We start from the raw sequence: 13,697 nt of genomic DNA, 5'->3' as shown, positions 1-13,697 counted from the left end.
GGCCTACGCGAAGGTGTAGGCCTCGACCTCGGCGAGATACCGCGCCCGCAGCTCCTCGTCGTCCTCCAGGAAGGAGGCCAGGAAGGAGTTGCGGGCGAGCTCCCGCAGCCGCTCGTCGGTGAGGCCGAGGGTGGCGCGCACGGCGTCGAAGTTGTCGCCGGCGTAACCGCCGAAGTAGGCCGGGTCGTCGGAGTTGACCGTGCACATGAGGCCGGCGTCCAGCATGGCGGGCAGAGGGTGGTCGGCGAGGGTGTCGACCGTGCGCAGCCGGACGTTGGACAGCGGGCACAGCGTCAGCGGCACCCGGTCGCGCACCAGCCGCTCCACCAGCGCGGGATCCTCCACGCAGCGCAGCCCGTGGTCGACCCGCTCGACGCCGAGGACGTCCAGCGCCTCGGTGATGTACTCCGGCGGGCCCTCCTCACCGGCGTGGGCGACCCGCCGCAGACCGAGCGCGGCGGCCGCCTCGTAGACCTCGCGGAACTTCACCGGAGGGTGCCCGACCTCGGCGGAGTCGAGGCCGACACCGGTGATCCGGTCCAGGTACGGCTTGGCCGCGTCCAGCGTGGCCAGGGCCGACTCGGCGGACTCGTCGCGCAGGAAGCACAGGATCAGCCGGGTCGAGACGCCGTGGTTGGCCTCGCTGCTCCCCAGCGCGCGCCACAGCCCCTCGACCACCGTGCCGATCTCCAGCCCGCGGCCGGTGTGGGCCTGCGGGTCGAAGAAGATCTCCGCGTGCCGCACGCCCTGCGCGGCGGCCCGGGCGAGATAGGCGTTCGCCAGGTCCTCGAAGTCCCGCTCGGTGCGCAGGACGGCCATGAGTTCGTAGTACAGGTTCAGGAAGGACTGCAGGTCCTCGAACCGGTAGGCCTCGCGCAGCTCGTCGGTGTCGGCGTACGGCAGCGTGACGCCGTTGCGCGCGGCAAGCTCGAAAGCGAGTTCCGGTTCCAGGGTGCCTTCGATGTGAAGGTGCAGTTCGGCTTTGGGGAGGGACATCAATTCATCGTACGGCCGTTTCACCGACGCTTCGGAACCGGCACTCTCAGTAGATCGTGGGCGACGGTCAGCTCACCGTCGTACCCTGCGGCCCGTGCCTGCCGCTCGAACTCTCCCCCACGGTCGGTGTAGCGCTGGCTGAAGTGGGTCAGCACGAGGTGCCGCACCCCGCCGTCCCGGGCCACCCGCGCGGCCTGACCTGCTGTCAGATGTCCGTGCTCGACGGCGAGTTCCTCGTCCTCGTCGAGGAACGTCGACTCGATGACGAGCATGTCGCAGCCCTCGGCGAGCGCGTCCACGCCGTCGCACAGCCGGGTGTCCATGACGAACGCGAAGCGCTGCCCGCGCCGCGTCTCGCTGACGGCGTCGAGGGGAACCCCGCCGAGCGAGCCCTCGCGCTGGATCCGGCCGACGTCCGGGCCCTTGATGCCGTGCGCGGCGAGCCGCTCGGGCAGCATGCGGCGGCCGTCGGGCTCGACGATCCGGTACCCGTACGACTCCACCGGGTGCGACAGCTTCCGGGCCTGAAGCGTGTAGCCGCCGGTGCGGGCGAGGGGCCCGTCGGCGTCGACCGGGGCCTCCGTGATGCCGACGGTCTCGCGGTAGGCGGTGGCGTACCGGAGCCGGTCGAAGAAGCGCTGCCCGGAGCGGGGGTAGTGGGCGGTGATCTCGTGCGGGACCCGGTCGAGGTTGATGCGCTGGATCACACCGGCGAGGCCGAGGGAGTGGTCGCCGTGGAAGTGTGTGACGCAGATCCGGTTCAGGTCGTGCGCGGCGACCCCGGCGCGCAGCATCTGGCGCTGCGTGCCCTCGCCGGGGTCGAACAGGATGCCCTCGCCGTCCCAGCGCAGCAGGTAGCCGTTGTGGTTGCGGTGCCGGGTCGGGACCTGGCTGGCGGTGCCGAGGACCACGAGTTCACGTACGGACAAGGCGGATTACCCCGGGGGCCAGTCGAGGCCGCGGCCGCCGAGCACGTGGGCGTGCACGTGCCAGACCGTCTGGCCGGCGCCGCTGCCGGTGTTGAAGACGAGGCGGAAGCTCTCCAGCTTCTCCTCGTCGGCGACGGCCTGGGCCTCGCGGAGCACGTCGGCGGTGAGGGCCGGGTCGGCGGCGGCGAGGGCGGCGGCGTTCTCGTAGTGCGCCTTGGGGATGACCAGGACGTGGGTGGGGGCCTGCGGGTTGATGTCGCGAAACGCGATGGTCGTCTCCGTCTGGCGGACGATGGTCGCCGGGATGGTGCCTGCGACGATCTTGCAGAACAGGCAGTCTTCCTGGGGCTCCCCTGCCATGTTTCCTCCGGGGGTTGGCCGAATTCGGTCCGACTCGGGCATCGTATCGTCGTCGGGTGCGGGTGCGTTGTGGCTGGTCGCGCCCCGCGGCGGAGCCGCACATCGACACAGCCCCGCGCCCCTCAAGAGGTCGGCACAGCCGGGGGCGTTTTCGCCGGTGCTGCCTCCAGCGCTTCCAGTGCCAGTCGGATTGCTTCATCCAGCTGGGTGTCCCTGCCCGCCGCGTAGTCCTGGGGGCGTTGGACGATCTCCACGTCCGGGTCCACGCCGTGGTTCTCGACGCCCCACTCGTAGCCCTCCAGCCAGAAGGCGTACTTGGGCTGGGTGACGAGGGTGCCGTCGACGAGACGGTAGCGGCTGTCGATGCCGATGACGCCGCCCCACGTGCGGGTGCCGACGACCGGGCCGAGGCCCAGGGCCTTGACGGCCGCGTTGACGATGTCGCCGTCGGAGCCGGAGAACTCGTTGGCGACGGCTACGACGGGGCCGCGCGGGGCGTCCTCCGGGTAGCTGTAGGGACGCATACCGCGCGGGACGGCCCAGCCGACGATGCGGCGGGCCAGCTTCTCGACGACCAGCTGCGAGGTGTGGCCGCCCCGGTTCTCGCGGACGTCGACGACCAGACCCTCCCGGGCGACCTCGACGCGCAGGTCGCGGTGGATCTGGGCCCAGCCGGGCGCCTGCATGTCCGGGACGTGGAGATAGCCGAGGCGGCCGCCGGACTTCTCGTGGACGTAGGCGCGGCGGTCGGCGACCCAGGCGTGGTAGCGCAGGGGTTCCTCGTCGGCGACCGGGACGACGACGGCGTGCCGGGGGTCGCCGCCGCCGGACGGGGAGATGGTCAGCTCCACCGGCTTGTTCGCCGTGCCGATCAGCAGCGGGCCGGGCCCGGCGAGGGGATCGACGGGCTGCCCCGCGACCGCGACGATGGCGTCCCCCGGGCGCACCGCGACACCCGGCGCGGCCAGCGGGCTGCGGGCGTCCGGGTCGGAGGTCTCGGAGGGCAGGATGCGGTCGACGCGCCAACTGCCGTCCTCGTGGCGGGAGATGTCGGCGCCGAGCAGGCCCTGGCGGGGGCCGTGGCCGTGTCCGCCGCGCGGGATGACGTAGGCGTGCGAGGTGCCCAGTTCGCCCTGCACCTCCCACAGCAGGTCGACCAGGTCGTCATGGGTGGCGAGCCGCTCCACGACCGGGCGGTAGCGGTCGAGGACGCCGTCCCAGTCGACGCCGCTCATGTCGGGCCGCCAGAAGTGGTCCCGCATGATGCGGCCGTTCTCGTCGAACATCTGGCGCCACTCGGCCGCCGGGTCGACGAACTGGCGTACGCGGCCCAGGTCGACGGTGATGTTGGTGTCGCTGTCGTCGTCGCTCGAGGCGCGCCGGTCGCTGGGGACGACCTTCAGCCGCCCGTCGGTCCACAGCAGCACCCGCTTGCCGTCGCCGCTGACCGCGAAGTGGTCGGCGTCGACGGCGAGATGCTCGATGCGCTGCTGGGCGAGGTCGTAGCGCTCCAGCTCGGACTTGGGTTCGGGGTCGTCCGGGGCGGCCCGGGACGCGCCGAGCACCCCGGCGACCGGGTGGCGCAGCCACAGGACGCCGTCCTTGGCGGCGCGCAGGTTGGTGTAGCGCGCCGCCTCGACCGGGAAGGGCACGATGCGGTCGGCGAGGCCTTCGAGGTCGATGCGGGTGGTGGGGGTGCCCTCGCTGTCGGGGGTCTCCTCCCGGTCGGGCGTCTCGAAGGACCGGCCGTGCCGCTGCGGCCCGAACGGGGAGGGCGTGGTGGCCGCGAGGGTGATCAGATGCGGCCGGGCGCCCTCCACGAAGGCCAGGTCGAAGACGTGCTCGTCGTAGACCGGGTCGAAGGAGCGGGTCGACAGGAACGCGAGGTGCTTGCCGTCCATCGTGAACGCGGGCGCGTAGTCCTGGAAGCGCAGCGGGGTGGCCTCGGTGACCGACAGGTCGGTGGTGTTGGCGAGTTTCAGCTGACAGAGGGGCCGGGGGCCCGGGTGGGACCAGGCCAGCCAGGACGAGTCGGGCGAGAAGACGAGGCCCGACACATCACCGTCCTCGCTGCGGTCGACCTCCCGCACCTCGCCCGTCTCGCGCTCCACCAGCAGCAGGCGCCCGTCGTGGCAGGACACGGCGGCTCGGCTGCCGTCGGGCGCCATGGCGAGGTCCAGCACCCGGCCGAGCTGCCCGGCGGCGAGCCGGCGGGGTGTGGCCCCCGGGGCGAGTCCGGTGGCGGGCGCGAACTCCAGGGCGTCGTCGCCCTCGGCGTCCGTCACCCACACCACCCACTGCTCGCCGTCCGCGCGGAACGTCCGCGGCAGCCGGGCCCGTACACCGGGCGTCGCGGCCAGCGCGCGGGCCGGGCCGGAGCGGTGGGTGACCCAGTGCACGGAGCCGCGTACGGCGACCGCGCTGCCGCGCGCGGTGTGGTCCGGGGACGCCGACCCGAACCACCGGGAGGCGTTCACCGGGAACGGCTGAAGATCGACGCGCTGTCCGCCCAGCCGCACCTCCAGCCGCCGCGGCTCGGCCCCCTCCAGGTCGTCCAGCACCCACAGCTCACCGGCGCTGGAGTAGACGACGCGGATGCCGTCGCTCGCGGCGTGCCGGGCGTAGAAGCCGTCGAGTGGCGTGTGGCGGCGCAGGTCGGACCCGTCGGCGAGGGAGGAGTAGAGCGCTCCGGTGCCCTCGTGGTCGGAGAGGAAGGCGATCCGGTCCCCCACCCACAACGGGTACTCGATGTTGCCGTCGATGTCCTCGTGCAGCCGCACGAACTCCCCGTTGTCCTCGGGGTCGATCCACAGCTTGCCCGCCGTACCGCCGCGGTACCGCTTCCACCAGGCCGCCTCCCGGCCCATCGGCGCGGACAGCAGCACCGTGTGCGGGCCGTGGGCGACGTCGCCGACGGGCCCGTACGGCAGGGTGGTGGCCGGGCCGCCGTCCAGCGGGACGGCACGCGCCCAGGTGCGGCGCAGACTCGCCTGCCCCTGGGTGCTGATCGCCAGGACCTCGCCGTCCGGGGTCCAGCCGCGCACCTGTGTCTTGGCACTCCCCCAGTACGTCAGCCGCTTGGCCGGGCCGCCGTCGGCCGGGGCGATGAGCACCTCGGGGGCGCCGTCGCGGGTGGAGGTCCAGGCGATGGTGGTGCCGTCGGGTGAGATACGGGGCTGGGTCACCGGCACGTTGTCGGCACTGACCCGCCAGGCCCGGCCGCCGTCGAGTGGAGCGAGCCACACGTCGTCCTCGGCGGTGAAGGCGACCAGGTCGCCGTGCACATGGGGGAACCGGAGGTAAGCAGGCAATGTCACCTGATCACCCTATGCAGGGACGACCGCGCGCGGACAGAGTTCGGATCACTTGCCCTCGACGGGACGGCAGTCCGGATACTGCTCGCACCAGATGGTCTGGGTGACGGTCACGGTGACGGTCGGCCCGGGCTGCCCGTTCGGGGGCCCGCCGACGGGGGGCGGGCTGGTGGAGTCGCAGTCGCCGAGCCCGTCGACCTCGAACCACACCTTGCCGTCCACCTTGGCGGTGATCTTCCCGCGCACACATGCCCCGTCCACCGCGTGGGTGACCTTGCCGTCGACGGTGATGTCCTTGCCGTCGTCGGTCTCGCCCTCGCAGTCGACGGTCGCGACGGTCCGCTCCCGCGCCGAGGGTGACGACTTCCCGCCGTTCTCCCCGTAGGAGGCGGTGCACGTGAGCCAACGCACGCCCGCCTTCTGCCGGTTGAGCTCCTTGGTCACCGTCTCGTCGGTGGTGTACGCGACGGACGCGGAGCTGATGCTGCCGGGTTCGCAGGCGACGGCGCCGCCCACCGCCAGCGCGGCGAACGTCGCCGCGACCGCCACGCGCCGACCGCGCGGCCCCGGTCGGTTCCTCGTCGAAGCCACCATGGAGGGGAGCCTGCCACTGACGGGGGCCGCGCGGTAGGGCGCAAAGGCGTCAGCCGCGCAGCAGCAGCCACTCCTGGAGCTCCACCACGTTGTCCTCGGGGTCCTTGAGATGCGCCACCCGCATGCGGTCCGTCATGGGCACGGGGCCGTGCAGCACCGTGGCGCCGCGCGTCGTGATCTCCTCGCAGCAACAGGACTCACTCCCGCTCAGTCCCTGGGAACGGTCAGGACCAGCGTCCGGTGCGTGCCAGGAGCACGGCCGCGGCGGCCGTCCCGGCAGTCGATGTGCGCAGCACACTGCGCCCGAGGCGGTAGGCCGCGGCCCCTGCCTCCTCGAACAGCGCCAGCTCCTCCGGCGCCACGCCCCCCTCGGGCCCCACGACCAGCACGATCTCGCCGGTGGACGGCAGTTCGGCCGTGGCGAGCGGCGCATCCCCGCTCTCGTGCAGCACGGCGGCGAACTCCGCCCCCGCCAGCAGGGAGGCGACCTGCTTGGTCGTAGCCGCGTCCGCGACCTCCGGGAAGCGCACCCGGCGGGACTGCTTGCCGGCCTCCCGGGCCGTCGCCCGCCACTTGCCCAGCGCCTTGGCCCCGCGTTCGCCCTTCCACTGCGTGATGCAACGCGCCGCCGCCCACGGCACGATCACGTCGACGCCGACCTCGGTCATGGTCTCGACGGCGAGTTCCCCCCGGTCGCCCTTGGGCAGCGCCTGGACGACGGTGACCCGGGGCTGCTCCGGGGACTCCTCGTGCACCGAGTCCAGCCGGAGGATCAGCCGGTCCTTGCCTTCCGTGTCGAGTACGACGCAGTCCGCCCAGCGGCCCGCCCCGTCCGTGAGGACGACGTCCTCTCCGGCCCGCAGCCGCTTCACGGAGACGGCGTGCCGTCCCTCCGGCCCGTCGAGGACGTACCGGCCGCCGCCGCCCGCGTCGAAATGCTCGACCACGAACACCGGCGCGGTCACAGCACGCCCCCGCCCGTCAACGAAGCCCTGGCGGTGGCCAGTTCACCGGCCAGCACCTCCACGAGCTGTCCGGCGGGCAGCTCCCGCGCCATCCGGTGCCCCTGTCCGGCCCACAGCGCCATGCCCTGCGCGTCACCGGCCTTGGCGGCGGCCTTGCGCAGCGGCGAGGTGAGGTGGTGGATCTCGGGGTAGGCGGCGGGCGCGTACGGGCCGTGCTCGCGCAGGAAGCGGTTGACGAGGCCGCGTGCGGGCCGGCCGGAGAACGCCCGGGTCAACTCCGTGCGGACGAACAGGGGGTTGGTCAGCGCCTGCTTGTGCAGGGCGTTCGCGCCGGACTCGTGGGTGGCGAGGAAGGCGGTGCCCAGCTGGGCGGCGCTCGCGCCGGCCGCGAGGACCGCGGCGATCTGGCCGCCGCGCATGATGCCGCCGGCGGCGACGATCGGGATGCTCACGGCTTCGCGGACCTGGGCGACCAGCGACAGCAGCCCGATGCCGGAACCGTCCGTCTCGGGGATGTCCCGGTGCGTGCCCTGATGGCCGCCGGCCTCGACGCCCTGGGCGATGACCCCGTCCGCGCCCGCCCGCTCGACGGCCCGGGCCTCGTCGGGAGTCGTCGCGGCGGCCAGGACGAAGGTGCCGCCGCGGTGCAGGGCGTCGACGACCTCACGGCTCGGCACTCCGAAGTGGAACGACACCACCGGCACGGGGTTGTCGCGCAGCACCACGAGCTTGGCCTCGAAGCCGTCGTCGCGTCCGCTGTCCGGATCGCCGAGCTCGGCCTCGTACCAGGTGGCCTCGCCGGCCAGCTGGTGGGCGTAGACGTCGACGGCGGCGGGGTCGGCGTACTCCGGCTGCGGCATGAAGACATTGACGCCGAAGGGCCTGGCGGTGAGGCTCCGGAGCTGCTTGATCTCCTGGTACATCCCGTCGGCGGTCTTGTACCCGGCGGCGAGGAAACCGAGCCCACCCGCTTCGCACACGGCGGCGGCGAGCTGCGGCACGGAGACGCCGCCCGCCATGGGGGCCTGCACGATCGGGAGGGGGAAGAGATCGGTCAGTGCGGAGGACATGACCGCATGTTGTCACGTCCTCCGAACAACTCCGAAACCGGCCTGCCGACTGGCATAGACCAGAAGCACGCTCGGTCTCAGCGCCCGTTGAAGGCGTCCTTCAACCGCGAGAACAGCCCTTGCTGCCCAGGCTGACTGTGCCTGCCCGGGGGACGACCCCCGGACCCCCGGCAGCAGCCGGACCACCCGCGTCAGCGCCCGTTGAAGGCGTCCTTCAACCGCGAGAACAGCCCTTGCTGCCCAGGCTGGAACTGCCCCGTGGGGCGCTCCTCGCCGCGGAGCTTGGAGAGCTCGCGCAGCAGGCGTTCCTGCTCGGGATCGAGCTTGGTCGGGGTGGTGACCTCGACGTGGACGATGAGGTCGCCGCGTCCGCCGCCCCGCAGGTGCGTGACGCCCCGGCCGTGCAGCGGGATCGACTGGCCGGACTGGGTGCCCGGGCGGATGTCGACCTCCTCCATGCCGTCGAGCGTCTCCAGCGGCACCTTCGTGCCGAGGGACGCCGCCGTCATGGGGATCGTCACCGTGCAGTGCAGGTCGTCGCCGCGCCGCTGGAACGTGCTGTGCGGCAGCTCGTGGATCTCGACGTAGAGGTCACCGGCCGGACCGCCGCCGGGACCGACCTCGCCCTCGCCGGCGAGCTGGATCCGGGTGCCGTTGTCGACACCGGCCGGGATCTTGACCGTGAGCGTGCGGCGGGACCGGACGCGGCCGTCGCCCGCGCACTCCGGGCACGGAGTCGGGACGACCGTGCCGAACCCCTGGCACTGCGGGCAGGGGCGGGACGTCATGACCTGGCCCAGGAAGGACCGGGTGACCTGCGAGACCTCACCGCGGCCGCGGCACATGTCACACGTCTGGGCGGAGGTGCCCGGGGCCGCGCCCTCACCGTTACAGGTGTTGCAGACGACGGCCGTGTCGACCTGGATGTCCTTCGTGGTGCCGAAGGCGGCCTCGTCGAGCTCGACCTCGATGCGGATCATCGCGTCCTGGCCGCGGCGGGTGCGCGAGCGCGGTCCGCGCTGCGACGCCGTGCCGAAGAACGCGTCCATGATGTCCGAGAAGTTCCCGAAGCCGCCGGCTCCGAAGCCGCCCGCGCCGCCGCCACCGGCCTGCGAGAGCGGGTCGCCGCCGAGGTCGTAGACCTGCTTCTTCTGCGGGTCCGACAGCACCTCGTAAGCGGCGTTGATCTCCTTGAACCGCTCCTGGGTCTTCGGATCCGGGTTGACGTCCGGGTGCAGCTCGCGGGCGAGCCGCCGGAAGGCCTTCTTGATCTCTTCCTGCGACGCGTCGCGGCGCACGCCGAGTACGGCGTAGTAGTCCGTGGCCACTACGACTCCGCCAGGATCTGTCCGACGTACCGTGCCACTGCGCGTACCGCTCCCATCGTTCCCGGGTAGTCCATGCGGGTCGGTCCGACCACGCCGAGCTTGGCGACTGCCTCGCCGCCCGAACCGTAGCCGACCGACACGACAGACGTGGAGTTGAGTCCTGCGTGGGCGTTCTCATGACCGATCCGTACGGTCACGCCCGGATCCTTCGCCTCGCCGAGCAGCTTGAGGAGCACCACCTGCTCCTCCAGCGCCTCCAGCACCGGCCGGATCGTGAGGGGGAAGTCATGCCCGAAGCGGGTCAGATTGGCGGTGCCGCCGATCATCAGCCGCTCCTCGTTCTCCTCGACGAGCGTCTCCAGAAGTGTGGAGAGCACCGTGGAGACCGTACCCCGGTCCTCGTGCTCGAACGCCTCGGGGAGATCCTCCACGAGACTGGGCACATCCGCGAAACGGCGGTTCGCCACCCGGCTGTTGAGCCGCGCGCGCAGATCCGCGAGCGAGGCGTCGCCGAAGGGCGCCGGGCAGTCGACCATCCGCTGCTCGACCCGCCCGGTGTCCGTGATCAGCACGAGCATCACGCGCGCGGGCGCCAGGGAGAGCAACTCCACATGCCGCACGGTCGACCGGGTCAGCGACGGGTACTGCACGACGGCGACCTGACGCGTGAGCTGCGCGAGCAGCCGTACCGTACGCGCCACGACGTCGTCGAGGTCGACGGCACCCTCGAGGAAGTTCTGGATCGCGCGCCGCTCGGGCGCGGTCATCGGCTTGACGCCGGCCAGCTTGTCGACGAACAGCCGGTAGCCCTTGTCGGTGGGGATGCGCCCGGCACTGGTGTGAGGCTGGGCGATGTACCCCTCGTCCTCGAGGGCCGCCATGTCGTTGCGGACGGTGGCCGGGGAGACGCCGAGGCTGTGCCGTTCGGTGAGGGCCTTGGAGCCCACCGGCTCCTCGGTGCCGACGTAGTCCTGGACGATGGCGCGCAGCACCTGAAGCCTGCGTTCACTGAGCATCGCGCACACCTCCAGAAGTCGTCCGCCCGTGGTCCTGCCTGTCGAGCCTGGCACTCTGCGCGTGCGAGTGCCAGCATTCCCCGGCCCAGTGTACGGCGGTGGGGTACATCCCCGGCAAGGCTGGTCATGCGGCGCCGTGCGCCGAGCGGGGCGCACCGCTAGCGTCGCCGTATGACGGTGACTTGGGAAGACCTCGGATGGGAGCGCGTGGCCGCCGGGGTGGGGCGGTGCCGGATGCCGGTGTGGGACTGCACGATCGGGCTGGTCGCCGGCGAGGGGGCGGTCCTCATGATCGACGCGGGGTCGAGCCTCGCCGAGGGTGCGAAGCTGGGCGCGCAGGCGCGGGCGCTCACCGGTCACCGTGTGACACATCTCGCGCTGACCCACCCGCACTTCGACCATGTCTTCGGCGCCGCGGCGCTCCTGGACACCGAGGTGTTCGGCGCGGTGGGCGTGGACGCGCTGCTGACGCGGGTGCGGGACCGCGAGGAACTGCGCGAGGACGCGGTGCGCCAGGGCCTGGCGGCGCCCGCGGCCGAGGAGGCGGCGGAGCGGCTGGCCCCGCCCGGCCATCTGGTCTCCGGCGAGTGGACGCTCGACCTGGGCGGCGGCCGGCAGGTGCTGCTGGCGAACGTCGGCCCGGGGCACACCGCGCACGACCTGGCGGTGCTGGTGCCCGGTGATCCGGAGGTGGTGTTCTGCGGTGACCTGGTCGAGGAGTCCGGCGAGCCGCAGGCGGGCCCCGACGCGGTTCCGTCGCACTGGCCGGCCGCCCTGGACCGGCTGCTCGACCTGGGCGGCGAGGACGCGGTGTACGTGCCCGGTCACGGAGCGGTGGTGGACGCGGCGTTCGTGCGGGCGCAACGGGACGCCCTGGCGGCGCGTTTCGGCGTGTCTCCGTGATCGTCCACCGGCTTCTCCTATCGTCATTCGAATGCGCCAGTACTCCGCCGATCTGACCCCGCCGTGGAAGAAGCCGAAGCCGGTGCCCGAGGTTCCGGCGGAGCCGGGCCTGGTGGTGGAGGAGCCGGGGACCGGGTTCTGCGGCGCGGTGATCCGCTGCGAGGCGGGCACGGTGACGCTGGAGGACCGCTTCGGCAAGCACCGGGTGTTCCCGATGGAGCCGCGCGGCTTCCTCCTGGAGGGCAGGGTGGTGACCCTCGTCCGCCCCGCGCCGGGCGGCCCCGCACGTCCCACCCGCACGGCCTCCGGTTCGGTCGCCGTCCCCGGGGCACGCGCGCGTGTCGCCCGCGCCGGCCGCATCTACGTCGAGGGCCGCCACGACGCCGAGCTGGTCGAAAGGGTGTGGGGCGACGACCTGCGCATCGAGGGCGTGGTCGTGGAGTACCTGGAGGGCGTCGACGATCTGCCGTCGATCGTCTCCGAGTTCGCCCCCGGCGCGGACGCGCGGCTGGGCGTCCTGGTGGACCACCTCGTACCGGGCTCGAAGGAGTGGCGCATCGCACAGTCGGTGACGAGCGAGCACGCGCTGGTCGTGGGCCACCCGTACATCGACATCTGGGAGGCGGTGAAACCGTCGTCCCTGGGCATCGAGGCGTGGCCCCGGGTCCCGCGCGGCCAGGACTGGAAGACGGGCGTGTGCAGGGCTCTGGGCTGGCCGGAGAACACCGGGGCGGCCTGGCAGCGGATCCTGTCGGGGGTCCACTCGTACAAGGACCTGGAGCCGGAACTGCTGGGCAGAGTGGAAGAGCTGATCGACTTCGTGACGGCCCCCTAGCCGCACTCAGCTGCGGGCATGCGTGCCGCCAGGGGCGGCACGGGTGGGCGCTGGGGGTACCCCCAGCTCGAAGAGCTTGGGGGAGGCACCCCGCTACGCCGGGCTGCGGACCCACCAGGCGTCAGCACCCACGCCGAACACCTCAGTCCACGAGGTCCCGAACAACCCCGTCCGCCAGCAACCGCCCTCGCAACGTAAGCACCGCCCGCCCCTCCCCATACATCCCGGCGTCCAGAAGCCCATCCGCCAACGCCCTGCGCGAGGCCGCGAGCCCCTCCTGCCTGAGCAGGGAAAGCGGCACCCCCTCCCGCAGCCGCAGCTCCAGCAGAATCCGCTCGACCCGCCGGTCCTCCTCCGACAGCACCTCACGCCCGGCCCCCGGCGACCTCCCCGCCGCCAGCGCCGCCGCGTACGCCCCGGGATGCTTCACGTTCCACCACCGCACCCCGCCCACATGACTGTGCGCACCGGGCCCGGCCCCCCACCAGTCGGCCCCCCGCCAGTACAGCTCGTTGTGCAGGCACCGCCCGGCCCGCGAGGTCGCCCAGTTCGACACCTCGTACCACTCGAAGCCCGCACCCGAGAGCACCTCGTCCGCGATCAGGTACCGGTCGGCATGCACGTCGTCGTCGGTCATCGGCACCTCGCCGCGACGGATCCGCCGCGCGAGCTGCGTCCCCTCCTCGACGATCAACGCGTACGCACTGACGTGATCAGGCCCGGCTCCCAGCACCGAGTCCAGCGACGCCCGCCAGTCGTCGTCGGACTCGCCCGGCGTGCCGTAGATCAGGTCGAGATTCACATGCTCGAAGCCGGCCGCCCGGGCCTCCGCCACACATGCCTCGGGCCGCCCCGGCGTATGCGTACGGTCCAGCACCTTCAGCACATGCTGCCGCGCGCTCTGCATCCCGAAGGAGATCCGGTTGAAGCCCCCCTCGCGCAGTGCCGCCAGGTACGCGGGATCGACCGACTCGGGATTCGCCTCCGTCGTGACCTCGGCATCCTCCGCCAGCCCGAACTCGTCGCGGACGGCCCGCAGCATCCGTACGAGATCCCCGGCGTCCAGCAGCGTGGGCGTGCCCCCGCCCACGAACACCGTGCGGACCGGCCGCGGGTCGTCGCCCAGCACCTTGCGTGCCAGCCGGATCTCGTCGGCCAGCGTCTCGGCGTAGTTGTCGCGCGACGCGAGCACCCCGCCGGTGCCGCGCAGCTCGGTCGCGGTGTACGTGTTGAAGTCGCAGTAGCCGCAGCGGGTCGCGCAGTACGGAACGTGCAGGTAGAAACCGAGCGGACGATCGGCGGCCCCGGCGAGCGCGGATGCGGGCAGCGCGCCGTCGTCGGGGACGGGCTCGCCGTCGGGGAGTGCGGAAGGCATGCCTTCCATTGT

The 13,697-nt window shown here is 72.4% G+C and carries 12 protein-coding genes and 1 pseudogene; 2 read left to right on the top strand and 11 right to left on the bottom strand.

The features are described from left to right. Positions 1–3: 3 nt before the first annotated feature. The 10 genes and pseudogenes from G3I77_RS01460 to hrcA form a co-directional block, all read right to left on the bottom strand. Entirely contained in the window at positions 4–996 is a 993-nt protein-coding gene (locus G3I77_RS01460; protein ID WP_248500561.1) for an adenosine deaminase, read from the bottom strand. A gap of 20 nt (positions 997–1,016) precedes the next feature. Further along, complete coding sequence (locus G3I77_RS01455) at positions 1,017–1,925, bottom strand: ribonuclease Z (protein ID WP_248500560.1); 909 nt, start codon at positions 1,923–1,925, stop codon at positions 1,017–1,019. Between the two features lie 6 nt (positions 1,926–1,931). Continuing rightward, positions 1,932–2,285, bottom strand: a complete 354-nt coding sequence (locus G3I77_RS01450) for a histidine triad nucleotide-binding protein (RefSeq protein WP_248500559.1) — start codon at positions 2,283–2,285, stop codon at positions 1,932–1,934. A 122-nt stretch (positions 2,286–2,407) separates the two neighbouring features. Then, the gene (locus tag G3I77_RS01445; protein WP_282572453.1) at positions 2,408–5,557 is read right to left on the bottom strand and encodes a S41 family peptidase; all 3,150 of its coding nucleotides are present in this window, start codon (positions 5,555–5,557) and stop codon (positions 2,408–2,410) included. Between the two features lie 90 nt (positions 5,558–5,647). Beyond that, complete coding sequence (locus G3I77_RS01440) at positions 5,648–6,193, bottom strand: hypothetical protein (RefSeq protein WP_248500557.1); 546 nt, start codon at positions 6,191–6,193, stop codon at positions 5,648–5,650. 49 nt (positions 6,194–6,242) lie between these two features. Continuing rightward, positions 6,243–6,380: pseudogene (locus tag G3I77_RS01435) on the bottom strand (VOC family protein); the annotation flags it as partial. A gap of 37 nt (positions 6,381–6,417) precedes the next feature. Further along, entirely contained in the window at positions 6,418–7,158 is a 741-nt protein-coding gene (locus G3I77_RS01430; protein ID WP_248500556.1) for a 16S rRNA (uracil(1498)-N(3))-methyltransferase, read from the bottom strand. Continuing rightward, the gene (locus G3I77_RS01425; RefSeq protein ID WP_248500555.1) at positions 7,155–8,228 is read right to left on the bottom strand and encodes a nitronate monooxygenase; all 1,074 of its coding nucleotides are present in this window, start codon (positions 8,226–8,228) and stop codon (positions 7,155–7,157) included. Before G3I77_RS01425 ends, G3I77_RS01430 begins: the two co-directional genes overlap by 4 nt. A gap of 191 nt (positions 8,229–8,419) precedes the next feature. Then, positions 8,420–9,556 carry a molecular chaperone DnaJ gene (gene dnaJ / locus G3I77_RS01420; protein WP_248500554.1) on the bottom strand — a complete coding sequence of 379 codons (1,137 nt, stop codon included), beginning with the start codon at positions 9,554–9,556 and terminating at the stop codon, positions 8,420–8,422. Further along, positions 9,556–10,572, bottom strand: a complete 1,017-nt coding sequence (hrcA, locus tag G3I77_RS01415) for a heat-inducible transcriptional repressor HrcA (protein ID WP_248500553.1) — start codon at positions 10,570–10,572, stop codon at positions 9,556–9,558. Before hrcA ends, dnaJ begins: the two co-directional genes overlap by 1 nt. Positions 10,573–10,743: 171 nt before the next feature. Between hrcA and G3I77_RS01410 the strand changes: the two genes are divergently transcribed. Both G3I77_RS01410 and G3I77_RS01405 read left to right on the top strand, forming a co-directional pair. Beyond that, on the top strand, positions 10,744–11,475 hold the full coding sequence (locus tag G3I77_RS01410) for an MBL fold metallo-hydrolase (RefSeq protein ID WP_248500552.1): 732 nt from the start codon (positions 10,744–10,746) through the stop codon (positions 11,473–11,475). Between the two features lie 31 nt (positions 11,476–11,506). After that, complete coding sequence (locus G3I77_RS01405; RefSeq protein WP_248500551.1) at positions 11,507–12,310, top strand: DUF3097 domain-containing protein; 804 nt, start codon at positions 11,507–11,509, stop codon at positions 12,308–12,310. 142 nt (positions 12,311–12,452) lie between these two features. Here G3I77_RS01405 and hemW read toward each other — a convergent pair whose 3' ends face one another. Continuing rightward, positions 12,453–13,685 carry a radical SAM family heme chaperone HemW gene (gene hemW / locus G3I77_RS01400; RefSeq protein ID WP_248500550.1) on the bottom strand — a complete coding sequence of 411 codons (1,233 nt, stop codon included), beginning with the start codon at positions 13,683–13,685 and terminating at the stop codon, positions 12,453–12,455. Positions 13,686–13,697 lie beyond the last annotated feature (12 nt).

Origin of the sequence: Streptomyces sp. D2-8, from assembly GCF_023184515.1 — a bacterium.
GTDB lineage: Bacteria > Actinomycetota > Actinomycetes > Streptomycetales > Streptomycetaceae > Streptomyces.
Note: the sequence above shows the minus strand (reverse complement) of the source record. Positions and strands in the feature narration are given on the sequence as shown.